The 15,353-nt window shown below is 63.6% G+C and carries 15 protein-coding genes and 1 pseudogene; 9 read left to right on the top strand and 7 right to left on the bottom strand.

All coding sequences use genetic code 11. The features are described from left to right. The first annotated feature begins 47 nt into the window (after window positions 1-47). The 5 genes and pseudogenes from SAZ10_RS17375 to SAZ10_RS17355 all read left to right on the top strand — a co-directional run bounded on the left by SAZ10_RS17375 (window position 48) and on the right by SAZ10_RS17355 (window position 4,789). On the top strand, window positions 48-866 hold the full coding sequence (locus tag SAZ10_RS17375) for an IclR family transcriptional regulator (protein ID WP_318610601.1): 819 nt from the start codon (window positions 48-50) through the stop codon (window positions 864-866). 155 nt (window positions 867-1,021) lie between these two features. After that, complete coding sequence (locus SAZ10_RS17370; protein ID WP_318610600.1) at window positions 1,022-2,146, top strand: sugar ABC transporter substrate-binding protein; 1,125 nt, start codon at window positions 1,022-1,024, stop codon at window positions 2,144-2,146. Between the two features lie 67 nt (window positions 2,147-2,213). Then, window positions 2,214-3,278, top strand: coding sequence for an ABC transporter permease (locus SAZ10_RS17365; RefSeq protein ID WP_318610599.1), 1,065 nt, complete (start codon window positions 2,214-2,216; stop codon window positions 3,276-3,278). After that, window positions 3,275-3,697 (top strand): annotated as a pseudogene (locus tag SAZ10_RS33630) (ATP-binding cassette domain-containing protein); the annotation flags it as partial. The gene SAZ10_RS17365 and the pseudogene SAZ10_RS33630, both read left to right, overlap by 4 nt. Window positions 3,698-3,715: 18 nt before the next feature. Next, window positions 3,716-4,789: an ATP-binding cassette domain-containing protein gene (locus tag SAZ10_RS17355; RefSeq protein ID WP_318610595.1), complete on the top strand. Its 1,074-nt coding sequence runs from the start codon at window positions 3,716-3,718 to the stop codon at window positions 4,787-4,789. Window positions 4,790-4,866: 77 nt separating this feature from the next. Here SAZ10_RS17355 and SAZ10_RS17350 read toward each other — a convergent pair whose 3' ends face one another. Both SAZ10_RS17350 and SAZ10_RS17345 read right to left on the bottom strand, forming a co-directional pair. Then, complete coding sequence (locus tag SAZ10_RS17350; RefSeq protein ID WP_318610593.1) at window positions 4,867-5,682, bottom strand: hypothetical protein; 816 nt, start codon at window positions 5,680-5,682, stop codon at window positions 4,867-4,869. Beyond that, the gene (locus tag SAZ10_RS17345) at window positions 5,679-6,956 is read right to left on the bottom strand and encodes a hypothetical protein (RefSeq protein WP_318610591.1); all 1,278 of its coding nucleotides are present in this window, start codon (window positions 6,954-6,956) and stop codon (window positions 5,679-5,681) included. The genes SAZ10_RS17350 and SAZ10_RS17345 overlap by 4 nt, the downstream gene beginning before the upstream one ends. 176 nt (window positions 6,957-7,132) lie before the next feature. Here SAZ10_RS17345 and SAZ10_RS17340 point away from each other — a divergent pair, with 176 nt between their 5' ends. Next, on the top strand, window positions 7,133-7,804 hold the full coding sequence (locus SAZ10_RS17340) for a DUF2161 domain-containing phosphodiesterase (protein ID WP_318610590.1): 672 nt from the start codon (window positions 7,133-7,135) through the stop codon (window positions 7,802-7,804). A 228-nt stretch (window positions 7,805-8,032) separates the two neighbouring features. Here the strand turns inward: SAZ10_RS17340 and SAZ10_RS17335 are convergent, their stop codons facing one another. Genes SAZ10_RS17335 through SAZ10_RS17315 form a run of 5 tightly spaced genes read right to left on the bottom strand, consistent with a single transcriptional unit; the run spans window position 8,033 to window position 12,956 of the window. Continuing rightward, window positions 8,033-9,496: an aldo/keto reductase gene (locus tag SAZ10_RS17335; protein WP_318610589.1), complete on the bottom strand. Its 1,464-nt coding sequence runs from the start codon at window positions 9,494-9,496 to the stop codon at window positions 8,033-8,035. After that, on the bottom strand, window positions 9,480-10,493 hold the full coding sequence (locus SAZ10_RS17330) for a branched-chain amino acid ABC transporter permease (protein WP_318610588.1): 1,014 nt from the start codon (window positions 10,491-10,493) through the stop codon (window positions 9,480-9,482). The genes SAZ10_RS17335 and SAZ10_RS17330 overlap by 17 nt, the downstream gene beginning before the upstream one ends. Further along, the gene (locus tag SAZ10_RS17325) at window positions 10,490-11,401 is read right to left on the bottom strand and encodes a branched-chain amino acid ABC transporter permease (RefSeq protein ID WP_318610586.1); all 912 of its coding nucleotides are present in this window, start codon (window positions 11,399-11,401) and stop codon (window positions 10,490-10,492) included. The genes SAZ10_RS17330 and SAZ10_RS17325 overlap by 4 nt, the downstream gene beginning before the upstream one ends. After that, window positions 11,398-12,150 carry an ABC transporter ATP-binding protein gene (locus tag SAZ10_RS17320; RefSeq protein WP_318610585.1) on the bottom strand — a complete coding sequence of 251 codons (753 nt, stop codon included), beginning with the start codon at window positions 12,148-12,150 and terminating at the stop codon, window positions 11,398-11,400. The genes SAZ10_RS17325 and SAZ10_RS17320 overlap by 4 nt, the downstream gene beginning before the upstream one ends. After that, on the bottom strand, window positions 12,150-12,956 hold the full coding sequence (locus SAZ10_RS17315; protein WP_318610584.1) for an ABC transporter ATP-binding protein: 807 nt from the start codon (window positions 12,954-12,956) through the stop codon (window positions 12,150-12,152). Before SAZ10_RS17315 ends, SAZ10_RS17320 begins: the two co-directional genes overlap by 1 nt. A gap of 230 nt (window positions 12,957-13,186) precedes the next feature. Here SAZ10_RS17315 and SAZ10_RS17310 point away from each other — a divergent pair, with 230 nt between their 5' ends. The 3 genes from SAZ10_RS17310 to SAZ10_RS17300 are packed head-to-tail and all read left to right on the top strand — an operon-like array spanning window position 13,187 to window position 15,297. Then, the gene (locus SAZ10_RS17310; protein ID WP_318610583.1) at window positions 13,187-13,897 is read left to right on the top strand and encodes a GntR family transcriptional regulator; all 711 of its coding nucleotides are present in this window, start codon (window positions 13,187-13,189) and stop codon (window positions 13,895-13,897) included. Further along, a complete protein-coding gene (locus SAZ10_RS17305) occupies window positions 13,890-14,240 on the top strand; it encodes a TIGR04076 family protein (protein WP_318610582.1) in 351 nt (116 codons plus the stop codon). The genes SAZ10_RS17310 and SAZ10_RS17305 overlap by 8 nt, the downstream gene beginning before the upstream one ends. 7 nt (window positions 14,241-14,247) lie before the next feature. Then, window positions 14,248-15,297 carry an aldo/keto reductase gene (locus SAZ10_RS17300; RefSeq protein ID WP_318610581.1) on the top strand — a complete coding sequence of 350 codons (1,050 nt, stop codon included), beginning with the start codon at window positions 14,248-14,250 and terminating at the stop codon, window positions 15,295-15,297. The last annotated feature ends 56 nt before the right edge of the window (window positions 15,298-15,353 follow it).

The following is a 15,353-nucleotide window of genomic DNA, read 5'->3' as shown; positions in this document are numbered from 1 at the left end:
CTGCTGAGAAATCAAGAATGCGTCAGGTAAAAAGGAGAGCCGGAACCATGACAGAGGCAGCAAATTCCGATGACAAATACACCCTGCGCAGCTTGGGCCGGGCGCTCGACGTTCTGCAGGCGCTTGGCTCGGCCAGCGGTATGGGAATGAGCGTTGGCGAGGTCGCGGATGCGATCGGCGTCTCGCGTTCGACTGCCTTCAGCCTTTTGCAGACCTTGGTTGCGCGGGGATTTGTCTCCGACAATCGCCTGGGAGGAGCGCGCCTCTACCGGCTTGGTCTTGCATTGGTTCATCTCGGCGACCAGGCAGCCGCAGGACTGGGCATTACCCAGATCGCCACGCCCGTCCTGCAGCAATTGACCGACACCACGCAATTGACATCCCGCCTCGCCGTGCTCGACGACGGTTACGCGGTGGCAATCAGCAGGGTCGATGCACCTGGGCCGTTCCGCATGTCCGGATCGCTCGGACGCAGGGAGCTCCCCCATTGCTCGGCTGTAGGCAAGTCATTGATGATGCGCCTTCCCGAAGAAAAGATCATGGCCATTCTTACGCGTCTCGGCATGCCGCGGCGGACCGAGCAAACGATCACCTCCCAGGCGGAATTGATTGCAGATCTGCGTCTTGCCGCCGTCCGCGGTTACGCTTTCGACAATGAAGAGGACAATGTCGGAGTGATCTGCATCGGCGCAGCTATTTACGATCGAACCGGGGAAGCAGCAGCGGCCCTGAGCGTCACAACGATGAAGCTTGGCCGCAGCGAAGACGACATGCATCAACTGGGTTTCGTCGTCCGCTCCTACGCCGATCGCATCAGCCAGCTTCTTGGCGGCCCCGCGCACGCCGCACTCGAGCCTGTCGCTTAGCCCCTCAACGGCTCGCAAGCGCGCCGCCGGCGCGCACCGACTCAATCACCGCCAAAATCGAAATTCGGTTCCGGCTTGACAAGCCGCGGCTCTCCGATATTGTTCCCGCATTACAAAACACAATTCTGTATAGCAGAACAATGGGAGACTGATCCATGAAAATGCACAATAGAGGCCACCTGCTTCTCGCAGCCGGTGTCGCGTTATCGGCAGGTGTGGCGACGCATGTTCCCGCCATTGCCGGAGGTATTACCGTTCCGGACTCGGCGAAGTCGCGTCAGATGCCGTGGGGAGAGTTCAAGCTGGCGCCACGGATCGTCGACAAGCTCGCGGCCGGCGAGAAGGCGAACATCGTCGTTGGGATCGAGGGCACCGGCATTCCTATCCAGGGCGCCGAGATGCGCATCGGAATGGCGCGCGGCTGCGAGGCGGCCAACAAAGAACTTCCTGCCGAGTGCCGGATGGTCGGCCCGGTGAATCCCGATACATCCAAGCAGCTATCGGAACTCGAGACGTTGCTGAACTCCGGTCAGGTCGATTGCCTGGCGCTTCAGCCGCCTCTGCCCAGCCAGTTCACCGGCATCATCAACAAGTATGCGGATGCCGGTATCCCGGTCTTTGCCATCAACATCGATGCACCGAAGGCAAAGCGTTTCGCCTACTACGCCTTGAACGAAATGCAGGCGGGCAAAATCAACGGCGAGGCGACCGCGAATGTCGTCAAGGCCAAGGGCATCGAGGTCAAGCAGATCGCTATGGGCAGCGGTGCACCGGACCAGCCCTGGGCGCAAGCGCGGATGGAAGGCTTCATGGCGGGCTACAAGTCTGTCTTGCCGGATGCCAAATTCTTTAACGATGCAAAGAGCGGCATTCCGACGGGCAAGAACTTCACCACCCAGGAGGTGCTAAATTCCGTAACGCCGTTCCTTACGGCCAACCCGGATGTCACTTTGTTCTTTCACACCGACCAGGGTGTGGAGGGCGTAGGCAACGTCATCCGCAATCTGAAGCTCAACGGCAAGGTGTTCACGTCCGGCTTCAATGTCAGCGGGCCTATCCTGGACGCCATCGCTGACGAAACAACGCTGGTGACTATCGACCAAGGCTTCGACAACCAGGCCCAGGCGCCGGTTGAACAATGCGCCCGCTTCCTGGCCAAGGGCGAAGCGCCTGAGGATCCGCTCCAATATCTTTCGCCGATCGTCATAACCAAAGCTGGCGGCGATGGGCAGATCACGGTCGATGCCGGACGCGACCGTTTGAAGTCCGCATCGAACTGAGAGATTGCGCGATGGCGTCGGCTCCGACCGGCGTCATCGCTTTTTGTATATCCAATTCGGGAATTCCATGCGCCAGTCCCTATCCGTACTACTCGGCAAGCAGAAGGTTCTGACCAGTCTCAGGACGATCGGACTGGCGCTGGCGATCCTATTGATTGCCGCGATCGTCTATTCGCAGCGTGCGGCCTTCTTGACGCCTGAGAACCTGCTGACCCTGGCCCGCTCCATGGTCGCGCTCGGCATCGTCGCCTTCGCGCAGATGCTGGTCATCCTACTTGGCGAGATCGATCTTTCGGTCGGCGCCATATACACGCTTGCCGGAACGGTGACCGCAACTCTGTGGTTGGGCGGCGGAAATCTGCCCTTCACCACAGCGCTTCTTCCAGCACTTTTGGCCGGACTTGGCGTCGCGTTAGTCGCCGGCTTTCTGAACGGTTTTCTCACGGTCAAGGCTGGTTTGCCGTCCTTCATCGCGACGTTGGGCGTGCTGAACGCCACCGATGGTCTTTCTCTGATGGTGAGCAACGCCACCACCTTCACGCCGGCCTATAACGAACCGCTTCCGCCTGAATGGGAACTCGCATTCTTCCATAATCTTGGCGGCGCGCTGCTGCCGTGGAACATTCCCGTCGAGGTTTTGTGGCTCGTCGCAGCGTTCATCGTTTTCTGGGTGTTGCGGCACAGGACCGTCTTCGGCTTCCGACTGGTCGCGATGGGCGGCAATCCCGAAGCGGCCGTGGTGGCCCGCCTCCCCCTCCGAAAATACAAATATGCGGTTTTCATGCTGAGCGGTTTGATGGCGGGTTTGGCGGGAATTCTCGATTTCTCCTATGTGGGTTCTATCGGCCCCATGCAGTCCAGCTCACTGTCATTCCAGGTGATCGCGGCTGTCGTGATCGGCGGCGCAAGCCTGACCGGCGGGCGCGGCACCATCGTCGGCACCTTGCTCGGCGTCATCCTTTTGGCCCTGCTCAACAACGGCCTCGCGCTCCTCGGCGTGAGCTCCTTCGTGCAGCTGCTGTTCATCGGGCTCGTGACGATCGGCGCTGTCTGGCTTGACCTGATCTCGCAGAAGCTGATCCGCAGCGCGGGTCAGCGGGCGGCACGCCTTGGCTCGGAAGGCAACGCATGATCCAGCTGAGCTGCCGCAGCGTTGCCAAGCGATATGGCGCAACGCGCGCCCTTGATGGTCTCTCGATGGAGCTTCGCTCCGGCGAGGTTGTCGGCATAGCCGGACCGAACGGCGCCGGCAAAAGCACGCTGATGCGCGTGCTGGCAGGCGAGGAAGAGGCCGACAGCGGCGAGATAATTTTGACGACGGCCAGTGGTCAGGTCGACGAGGTCTGGCGGCGCGTTGCGGTCGTTCATCAGGAGCCGCACATCTGGCCGAACATGACGGTCGAGCAAAACCTGGCCGTTGGACGCGAGTCCCACTGGTTCGGCCGGATCGGGATCGACCCGCAGTCCGTCGAAGCAGTGCTCTCCCGTCTCGGCATCCTGCACTATCGGGACCACGAGCTCTGCGACCTTTCCCTCGCCGTCCAGCAACGCGTCGAGATCGCGCGGGCCATGCTGCGGCAGGCGGACGTCTATCTGTTCGACGAGCCGAATTCGGCCCTGACGGAACAGGAGTCGCAGGCGCTATTTGCAACGATGGAGCAATTGGCAGCCGACGGCAAAATCGTTCTGCTGATCACTCACCGGCTCAACGACTTTGTTCGCTGTTGCAGGCGCGTGATGGTCTTGCGGGATGGCAGGATCACCGGCGATCTTTCGAGTGAAGCGGTTACCGAACAAGCGATCGCCGCTGAGCTGAGCACGCAGGCGGCAAGGGCGGATGGCGCCGCTTCCAGCCGTCGAGAGAGAGCACGGGGTTGTCATGGTGCGCCGCTCCTGAATCTGGACGGCTGCAAAGACCACGCGGGAGCCTTTTCCGACATTTCTCTCAAGCTCATGCCTGGAAGAGTTGTTGCCCTGGCCGGCGTGGAAGGATCCGGTGCCCGCGAACTGGCGCAAGCCATTGGCCGCTATCGCGAGCTGAGCAGGGGCGAGCAACGTGCATCGACCGACAGAATGGCCTCGGTCGCCTACCTCGCCGCCAGTCGGCGCGACACGGTCTTCCGCAATCTGACAGTGGGCGAAAACCTGGTTGCGCGGCTGGGTCGGCATTCGCTGTGCGGCCGGTCCGGCTTCCTTAGTCTCAGGCAAATCGAAGAGCTCGGGCGCCGATCGGTGCAGCAGTATCGCGTGAAGACGGGCAGCCTCTCCTCTCCGATCACCTCCCTTAGCGGCGGTAATCAGCAGAAGGTCGTGCTCGGCGCTGCCATGGAGCAGGGTTGCGATATCATCGTCATCGAAGAACCGACCCGCGGCGTGGATATCTCAAGCAAGGCAGATATCTATGCATTGTTGCGCAGCTACGCCGCCGAAGGCCGATCAGTCGTGATGTTCTGCACCGAAGTCCAGGAGATATTCGACGCCGCCGACGAGGTCGTTGTCTTGTCTCGAGGCAGGATCGTCGGGCAGGTCAATCTGTCGGAAATCGAAGACATTCCAGCCCTGGCAGATCTGATGGCGCTTTATGAGAATTTCCAAGACGAGGTGCAACCAGCTGGGGCGCAGCCGAGAAACGGGCTGAATTGAGGGCACGCCGACGCGCAACAGCGCCCTGCATGCGACAGGCATCTCGCTGGCCGTCAGGATACCCCCTCCCGCGCCAATCATGACTTGCGGGCATGGGAAATGGTCACAAGCCTTAATTGCTCGAGTTCGTCGCTGGTGAAGTAGAAGATCTTGTCGGGCGGCGTCTCCATGGCATGGATCCAGACGCGTGGATCGACGCCCATCTCGACGAGATGACGCTGGCATTCGGCTGAGATCTTTTGTGCAAGGTCGAAGCTGGCGCGATCGTCAGCATTGGCCAGCGCAGCGCCTGTGACCGGCAGCGCGATCACTTGATGCACGCCGACGAAGGCGCCCTTCTGGGCTGTCCGCGTGGCCCCGCCCGCAAAGACGAGTGGACAGGAGGAGGCGCAATATCCGCCCTTTTCGACGAGCGTCCCGAGCCCCTTCTCGCGGATCAGCCTCCCCATTTCCAGGGCGTCCTGGACCGAGCCGCCCGGCGAATTCAGGACAACGGTTTTGACGTAGTCTCCGCGCCTCTCGATTTCGGTTTTGAAACGCTCGGCTGTTCCAGGCGTGATCGCGCCTGTCGCCTCGAGACGTCCTCCCGAGACGAGCTCGATCACCATCGGCTGCCCCAGCTCGGCCTTCGGTGCACCGTCAGGGCGGCTCTCATCCGGGACGGCAACGTCCGAACGCACTGAGGGCAGATATGGCTTCACTTCGGTGGTCTCGCCGGGCAGCCAGTTCATCTCCGGAGGAGGTTCGTTCAAGCGCGCAAGCAAGTCGTCGCCGAGCACAGCCAGCGTAAGAGCTACGAGCGACGCGAACACGGCGCGCAGAACCGCCTCGTCCGGCCGTGCTCCGAAAAAGCGCCGCCAGAACGAGAGAGGTGCTTGGTCGCCCGAGCTCATTCCTTCTTCACGCTTCGGGCTGAAGTGAGCGGTGTGACCGTCGCCTCGGACGTTGGTCCGACGGCACTGCGGTCCTCCAGCGGCACGCCGCCGGCCGGTGCGAGCCTTTCGCCGTCGAATTCGCGCAGAAGCCGCATGGCCGTCATCATCTGTGCGGCCGTCATCGTTTCAGCATCTGCGGGATCGGCTTCGCTCCTGATGGCGGCGTGGACCACGCAAAGGATGAGGACAAGGACGGCGGGCAAGAGATCGATCGAGATAGCGCCCGCCCAGCTCGGCATGAAGTCGCTCGCATAGCGCAGGACCGCCTCGGCGCTGGAAAGCGGCTGGAAACGGGCCGGCTCGACCGGCCCGTCGCCGATGATGGCCTGAGCCGCCTGCGACAGCGCATTCGCCTGGGTGGCGACCGCCTTCTCGACATTGTCGACCACCGCATTCTGGCGGCCGACGAGATCCTCGGTGTGGCCGTCCGCAGCCGGGGCAATGAAGCCCTTGCCCAGATCCTCGGCGGCCCGCTTCACCGCAGGCGCCATGGATGTCTGTTCGAGCGAGGCGATGGTGCCGATCAACTTCAGCGCCTCTGCCCCAAAAGCATCGCTGCGGGCTTTGATGTCACCCTGGCCGGAGACGAGTTCGCGCATGCGGCCGATCTGAGTGCTGCCGTCGCCATAGAGCGCCTTGACGCGTTCGCCGCTGTCGGCGACCTGCTGGCCAAGCGCGTCGAGCTGGCTGGACATTTGGGCGAGAGGCTGGACGACCGTACCTGACCCGCCGGTGCCCGTCAGCGCACCGCTGCGTTCGGCCTCAGCGAGGCGGGCAAATCGCGTCGAAGCGAGCTGGATATCCGGAAGCAGGCTCTGCGCGCCGAGCGCGCGGTTATGCGCTGTTTCGAGATCTCGCGTATAGGCCTGTAGGGTCACCGCGAGATGCTGCTCGATCGCGGCGGAGCCCGCGAGCGCGGCAGCATTCAGCCAGGACGACATGGCCACGATCATGAGCGAGCCGAGAGCCATGGCAAGCGTAAGCCAGACGCGACTTGTGACGTCGCGCACATGCGGCATGAAGCGCAGCAGGAAGGACCAGAAGGCATAGATCGCGACGGAGACCGCCGACGAATAGATGAGCGCCGCGAAGAAGGTCAGCACGGTCGAGCCGTCCAGCAGGTCGCGGACGCCGAGATAGGTGTAGACGCCGGAGGCCAGCGCCAGCACACCGAGCGTGAGGCGCATGGTCAGATCAAGGGCGGAGACGCCGTCCCGCAGCTGAGAAGACATGGAGCACCCTCCAGAGAACAGTACTTCAGCTATGCGCGATGTTTGGGCCGGATTGTGGCGCGTTGTCGAGGCGTTGCTGCCGGTCCGCGCGTGAAACGGCTGTGTTTACCAGTCGTTCAACGCAAGGCAGCGAATATGTCGGACAGCTTGCCAGATTCGCTGCCAGGGCGCGGAAGATGCTCGAAACCTCCCTCTACAACCCCGTCAAAACCTTCCTCGAGAAGCTGGGCTTTGCCGTCAAAGGCGAGATCGGCGGGTGCGATCTGCTCGCGCTGAGCGACGATTCCCCGCCTGTCGTCGTGATCTGCGAGCTGAAGCTGAAATTCAATTTCGAGCTTGTCCTGCAAGGTGTCGATCGGATGGCTGCCAGCGACGAGGTCTGGCTGGCGGCCAGCATGTCGACGCGCGGCAAAGGCCGCGAAAGCGACGCGCGCTTCCGCAACCTCTGCCGTCGGCTGGGATTTGGTCTGCTCGGCATTTCGGGAGACGGTCAGGTTCACGTCCTCCTCAGCCCCACTGCATTGGCGCCGCGCAGGGATCCGCGCCGGCGCTCGCGACTGATCGACGAGCATCGCCGCAGACAGGGAGATCCGGTCGCGGGCGGCGGCTCGCGGGCTCCGATCATGACGGCCTATCGCCAGGAGGCGCTGTCCTGTGCTGCGGCACTCTTGGGCGGTCCGCGGCGGCCGCGCGACCTGAAGCAGGGCAGACCAAACGCTCCCAAGATACTGCTGCACAATGTCTATGGCTGGTTCGCGCGTGTCGACCGCGGCATTTACGAGCTGACCGATGCTGGTCGCGAAGCGCTGCAACGATGGCCGCAGCCGGTATTGGCCGGCAGTGGCTGAGAGCGAACTAAGTAGCCGGGAGCGGCGGCGGTAGTCGCTCTAATCCCTTTGGTTGACGCCGCCCCTCACGCTTATGCTGTTCCGTGCATATGGCGCGGCGCCGGTGCCCCCCTCCCCCTTGTGGGGAGGGGGTCGTCGGCGTCGCGCTCCATGCGCGATCGTCCTGTTCGTGCGGGGTAAGGGTAAGGGTGAGGGTGAGGGGCAGCGCCAACCTAAGGACAGAATGCCTTACGACACCACCGCTTCGGCCTCGATCTCGACCTCGTAGTCGCCGATCAGGTTTCCGATCTCTACCAGCGTATTGGCCGGCTTGATGTCGCCGAACATGCGGCCATGCGCCCGCGACACGGGTTCCCATTTCGAAGCGTCGCCGAGATAGATGCGCGTACGCACGACATCCGCGACAGAACCGCCAAGCGCGGCGATGGAGGCTGCGATCTTGTCGAGGATGTAGGTGGTCTGCGCGCCTGCATCTCCGGGCGCGACGCAACGGTCGCCCCCATGTGTCGCGGTCGTGCCGGAGACGCGGATCGTATCCTTGACCCGCACCGCGCGGCTATAGCCGGCAATCGGCTCCCACACGCTTCCCGACGAAACCCTCCACCGGTCGGGCCGGCCGGGCACTGGCTCGGCCCTGAAGACCGGCGGAATCGCCTCGAGGTGGTGGCTGAGGTCGCCCGAGGCGGTGAGATAAGGCGGGCGACGATACTCGTCGCCGCAGTCGCCGGGAATCGGCTTCGTTGCCGCGAAAGCTTCGTCGAGCCGCGCCTTGTCCTCCACATCGAGTGCAAAGCCGAAGACCTTGAGATTGTCGTTTCGATGCTCGCTCTCCCCGAGCCGGGCGCCAATGATCGTGGCCGCGACGGCCTCGTGCTCCAGCACCCAGCGCGTCGCGACATTGGAGATGGAAACGCCGTGCTTGCGCGCAATTTCGGCCGCTGCCCGCAATATGCCCTGAAATGCCTGCCAACCGCCGGCGGTGTCGATGAAGCGCTTGTATTTCGAGCGGCTCCAGTCGGAGATCGCGGCGGGCTCGGGCGCGCCCAGCCATTTGTCGGCAAGGAAGCCGCCTGAGAGCGTTCCGTAAGCCAGCAGCCTGACGCCGGTCTCGCGGCAGAGCGCCGAGAGGTCACCGGCCGCACGGCGGTCGACCAGCGAGAACGAGACCTGGTTGGTCAGGACCGGAACCCCGTCGGCTATCGCAACGCGCAAATGCGCGGCGTCGAAGTTGGTCACTCCGATCGCGCCGATCAGCCCTTCTTCCTTCAGACGCTTCATCTCATGCAGGGCGTCGAGCCAGGCCGGGTGCTCGAAGGTCCACCAGTGGAACTGCAGGAGATCGATTCTCTCGACGCCAAGGCGTTCGAGCCGCTCGCGGACGCCCCTGCGCACCACCTCGGCCGTCATCGGCCCGGGCTCCGGGCACCATTTGGTGAAGGCGACCGGTCGTCTGCCCCCTCCCCCATGGCGCGCGAGCAACCGCCCCGTGATCAGTTCGGCGCTGCCGTAGTGGTCGGCCATGTCGAATGTGTCGAAGCCTGCTCGTGCATAGTCCTGCAGTGCATCCGCGCCTCGCTCGGGATCGAGCCTCGTGCCGCCCTTCTCCATATCGGCCACCTGCCACAGGCCTGAGACCAGGCGGCTGATCGAAAGTCCTTCGGCGAGTTCGATGCGATCAGGCGTTTCCGGCACGGGAGGTCTCCTCACTGATTTCCTGTTCAGCGCCCGACTTCATCGGCACCCCGCCAATATGGCGCGAAACCACGCGCTCTTCTCCGAGTATCCCGCGCGGGCGCAACAGCAGGATTGCGCAGAGCGCGACTCCGATCGTGACGATCTGCAGAGCAGCGGCGCGCGCCTGCTCGGCGGGCGGGAACAGCGCCGAGATCGCGGCGGCAGAGGCGGCCCAGATGCCCCAGACCAGAACTGCGCCAAGTATGGCGCCGCGATTGTTACCCGAGCCGCCGACGATCAGCATCGCCCAGACCTGGAAGGTGAGCATCGGGAGGTAATTGTCCGGCGCGATGAAGCCGATGAAATGCGCCTGCGCGGCACCCGCAAGCCCCATGATGCCGCCGCCGATCGCGAAGGCCTGCAGGCGGAACTTTGTCGCATTCTTGCCGAGCGCACGGGCCGCGGCTTCGTCCTCGCGGATGGCGCGCAGGACCCTGCCCCAGGGGCTACGCAGCAGCCGCTCAAGCCCAAGGTATAGCACTGCCACGGTGGCGACGAGCAGGCCGAGATTGGCAAGGCTGAAGACCAAAGGGTTTCCGGCCGACCCGGCGAATGGCCGGGGGATGAAGCCGATGCCGAATGGCCCGCCGGTCACAGACTGGAGGTTCAGTGCGGCGAGCTGAACCGTCACGGCCACGCCGAAGGTGGCGATGGCGAGATAATCCGCCCTGAGCCTCACGGTTAACGCGCCGATCAGGAAGGAGACAAGCGCCGCTGCGAGAGCGCCGCCGAGCCAGCCCACCATGATCGGCATGTCGAAGCCGCCTAGCCGGTCTGGCGTGTCGGGCGTGGTGAGCAGCGCCGAGACATAGGCGCCGATCGCCACGAAGCCGGCGACGCCGACATTGAAGAGCCCGGTCTGCCCCCACTGCACGTTGAGGCCGAGGCACATGATCGCGTAGGTCAGCGCCATGGTCAGGAAGAAAGCGACATAGGCGATCAGCTCGACGCTCATTCCGCCCTCCCGAACAGGCCCTGCGGGCGGACGAGCAGCACCAGGACCAGTATGGCGAAGGCGACCGCTGCCCGCCATTCCGCGCCAATTGCCTGCACCGCAATCGCTTCGGCGAGTCCGACGATCAGGCCTGCAAGCATGGCGCCCGGAACGCTGCCGATACCCCCGAGGATCGCGGAGGCGAACAGAGGCAGGAGCAGATCCAGACCCATCTGCGGCCTGATCTGCACGAGCACTCCGGCGCTCACACCGGCGATCGCGGCAAGCCCTGCGCCGAGGAGCCAGACTGTGCGGATCACCTTGCGCACCTCGACACCGACCACACCGGCAAGAGCGGGATTTTCGCTGACCGCCCGCATCGATCTGCCGATCGCGGTTCGCGTGAGCAGCATGTGCACGGCAAGGACCAGCACGGCAGATACGGCCAGCGACAGGAGCTGGTCTGGCGTCGCCCTGATGCCCCCGCCGAGCGGCAGCGCGATCTGCAGCGCCTTCGTGTAATAGACCGGCTTCGACGTGAAGATGAATTCAAGCAGGCTGCGCAGCGACAATGCAGCCCCGAAACTCGCCATCACCATGATGATGACGGTGCTGCGGTTGGCGCGCAGCCGGCCGAACAGCAGTGCATCCACCACGAGCGCAAGTGCACCGGCAAGGAGCACGGCCGCGACTGTCCCGATCGGCAGAGCCCAACCGAACGAGAAGGGCCCGATAGGCGCAAGCAATGCGCCTGAAAGCCCGCCGAGCAAACCGACGACAGCGAGCGCGAAATAGGCGCCCCATGAGATGAATTCGCCATGCGCGAAATTGGCGAAGCGCAGGATCGAATAGGTGAGCGTGACGCCGATCGCACCGAGCCCGATCATCGAGCCGGTGACGAGGCCATCCATGATGACCTGCGCGGTCATGGCCTTGCCCCCTCCCCCTCGCGACGGGCGCCGAGATAGAGCTCGGCAACGACCGGATCATCGGCAAGCGACGCGGCCGGCCCCTCGTGACGCACGCGTCCCTCGACCAGGATGACGGCGCGGTCTGCAATGGCGAGTGCGGCCTTCACATTCTGCTCGACAAGGACCACGGTCACGTTCGCCTGATTGATCGCCTTCAACCTGGAGAACACTTCTGACACGATCTTCGGCGACAGTCCGGCCGACGGCTCGTCGAGGATCAGGACGGATGGGTCGACGACCAATGCCCGGGCCACGGCCAGCATCTGGCGCTGGCCGCCGGAAAGCTGGCCCGCCCTCAGCGAAGGCCGCGCTGCGAGATCGGGGAACATCGAGTAGATCTCGGCAATGCGCGTACCGCGTCGCCCTCTGGGCAGAATGTCGGCCGCGAGCTGCAAATTGTCGCTGATCGAGAGGGTAGCGAAAATGTTCTCGGTCTGCGGCACGAAGGCGAGGCCGTGCCGTATCTTGTCATGCGCCGCGACATTGGTGATGTCGAAGCTTCCGAGCGCTGCCGAGCCCGAATGGATCGGCACCAGCCCGGCGATTGCCTTGACGAAGGTCGACTTGCCGGCGCCGTTCGGGCCAAGGATGACGACAAACTCGCCGCTCGACACGGAAAAATCGACGCCGCGCACGATCGGCAGGTCACGCTCGTAGCCGGCGACGAGCGCCCGCACGGAAAGAACATTGCTGCTTGGATCAGCCATCACGCCGCCCCGCCGAGATAGGCGTCGATCACAGCCGGATTTCGGGCCACCTCCGCCGGCGCGCCCTCGGTGAGATAGCGTCCGGCCGCCATGACGACGACGCGGCCGCAGAGCCGCGACACCATCTCCATATTGTGCTCGATGAGCAGGATCGACTTGCCCTTCGCGTGAAGTTCGAGAATGCGATCGATGATCAGCTCCAGCAAAGTCGGATTGACGCCCGCGGCCGGCTCGTCGAGCAGGATCACCTCGGGATCGGCCATCAGGATGCGCGCAAGCTCGAGCAGCTTGCGCTGGCCGCCCGACAAAACCCGCGCAGGCTCATGTTCGAGGCGCGACAAGGTCACGAAATCAAGCAGCGCGCGCGCCTTTTCGAGCGCCGCCCTTTCCTCCGCCGCCACGCGGCCGGGCGCAAGGAAATTCAGCCAGATGCGTTCGCCCGCCTGACGCTGGCCGCCGGTTAGCACATTTTCCAGCACCGTCATTTCCGGAAATGGTCGCGGGATCTGAAAGGTGCGCCCGACGCCGAGCGCAATCCGCTTTTCCGGCCCATGACGCGACAGGTCATGTCCAGCGACCCGGATCATGCCGGCCGTCGGCCGGAGGCTGCCGGCAATAAGGTTGAAGAGCGTCGTCTTGCCGGCCCCGTTGGGGCCGATCAGGCCCAGCATCTCACCGCGGTTGAGCGCGATCGACATGCCGTCCACGGCTCGCAGGCCGCCGAACTCGCGAGTGACTTCGCGGGCCTCGATGAGCGGAAATGGCTCGCTCGTCAAACCGTTCGGCGTTTCTGCAGCAGGCTGCATCCGGCTCCTGCCGACTGGTGATACGTGATGTTTGATCAAACTTTACAGCTTTAGCGAATGCAACTAGAAAATTGAAGCTCGGAGGTGGCCATCGATGCTTCCTAGTACGGAAGAGCTCCCGGGAACAGGTTACTTTTTTTCGCAGAACGGTCGCGGCAACGGAGAGTCGTCGTGGGCGAAAAAAGTAGACTGAACCCTGCGCTTATTGCGTCTGGCCGGGAGCATACGGCGTGAGCCGCCGCGTGCTCTCGCCGGTGGTGCGCGAGACGTTGCACGGGCTCGTCTATACGGAGCTTCGCCGGTCGCTCATCCATGGCCTGTTCGACGCCGGCGAGACGTTGCGCATCCAGGAGATGGCGGAAACTTTGCAGACTAGTACCATGCCGGTGCGAGAGGCACTCGGACGGCTCGTCTCCGAGCAGGCGCTGGAAGCGCTGCCTAACCGTTCGGTGCGCGTGCCGCTGATCACGCGCGAGCGGCTCGAGGATCTCGCCCGCGCCCGCCGGCTGATCGAAGGCCAGATCGTCATGCTCGCGCTTCCCAATCTGACCCCAGGCGATTTCGAGCGGTTGCGGCGGCTTACGAAGGAATATGACGCAGCCTTCGGCGGCCGAGCCGATCGCGCGCTGCGCGCCTCCGAGCTCAACCACGACTTCCATTTCCATATCTATCGCGCCGCACGTTCGGCGGTTCTGATCCCCATCGTCGAGAGCCTTTGGCTGCAGTCGGGTCCCTATGTTCGCGCCGCTGCTCGCCTGCACGACGAGGCAAGGGACATTCCAGCCACTCACTATCATTGGGCGTTGATCGAAGCGCTCGAGCGCGGCGACGGGGCCGCTTCGGTCAAGGCGCTGACCGATGATATCGCCCGTTCCTTCAACCTTATCCGAGGACAGCTCGACGCTGAGGACGCTGGCGAAAGGACGGCAGCCTATGGTTGAGAAGAAGGACGACAGTTTCGAACTCTTCGACCTGCGCGCGGAAGTCGTCGCACCCGAAGGCGGCCCGATCTATTGCGGGGCGAAGGTGGGCGACTACTTCGAGCTGCGCGGGGAGATGCTCCATCTTCCACCGGGCCAGGGTATCTCGATATACTCGCTGGCCTCTGTGCTGCCGCTGCTCGCCGCCAAGCAGCGGCCGACACACAGGAACGACTGGATGACCACGGATGCCGAGGTCGCCTGTCCCGATCCCAACTGCTCCTCGCGCCTGCGCATTACACGGCTCGGTCTGCGCCGCTTCAGCCATGCGCAGACCACGGCAGTGCCGCTCGATGGAGACTGAAACCACAATGCAGCGAATCCGGCTCGCTCCCGACTACGAAATCTCGCGCGTCATACGCGGCGGCTGGCAGATGGCGAGCGGGCATGGCACGCTTGCCAGCAGCGACCCTGTCGCCGATATGGTGGTCTTTGCGGACGCAGGCATCACCACCTTCGACTGCGCAGATATCTATACCGGCGTCGAGGAGCTGATCGGTCGCTTCCGGCAGCATTATGCCGGGCTGCGCGGCAGTGAAGCTCTCGGCAAGATCAAGGTGCACACCAAATTCGTGCCAGACCTCGAGGTGCTGGCGCGCATCAGCAAAGCTCACGTCGAAAGCGTCATCGACCAGTCGCTCAGGCGACTGCACATGGAGCGGCTCGATCTCGTGCAATTCCACTGGTGGGATTACGAGGTGCCACGCTGGCTCGAGACGGCCCAGTGGCTCGACGACCTGCGCCGTTCCGGCAAGATCGACAAGGTGAGCGGCACCAATTTCGATACCGATCACGTGATCGAGATCGTTAAGGCGGGCGTGCCGCTCACCTCCCTGCAGGTGCAATATTCGCTGCTCGACCGCCGCCCCGAGAAGCGTATGGCTCAGGCCGCGGCCGAGAATAACATTGCGCTGCTCTGCTACGGCACCGTGGCGGGCGGTTTCCTCGGCGACAAGTGGCTCGGTGCGCCGGAGCCGATCGGTGCTTTGGAGAACCGCTCGCTGGTCAAATACAAGCTCATCATCGACGATCTCGGCGGCTGGGATCTCTTCCAGTCGTTGCTCGGTGCGCTGCGCAGGGTCGCCGACCGGCACGGCGTCGATATCGCCACAATCGCCAGCGCCGCCATGCTGACGCGGCCGAGCGTGGCGGCCGTGATCGTCGGAGCGCGTAGCCGTTCACACCTCGCCGCGAACCTCGCGATAGCCAACGTGGCCCTCACGGCAGAGGATGAAGCTGAGATTGCTGCCGCGCTGAAGGAAGCCAACGAGCTGGACGGCGATGTATATGCGCTGGAGCGCGACCGCACGGGGCGTCACGGCTCGATCATGAAATACAATCTCAACAAGGGAGCAGCCTGAGCCCATCGCGTTGTGGGAGACAGCTTGCAAGTCGAGTAGCCAATGGCCGCGGCAGC

Source organism: Mesorhizobium sp. BAC0120, assembly GCF_033542235.1.
In the GTDB taxonomy this organism is placed as follows: domain Bacteria; phylum Pseudomonadota; class Alphaproteobacteria; order Rhizobiales; family Rhizobiaceae; genus JAWRCU01.
The sequence above is the reverse complement of the archived record's forward strand: the minus strand, read 5'-3'. Positions and strand labels throughout refer to the sequence as shown.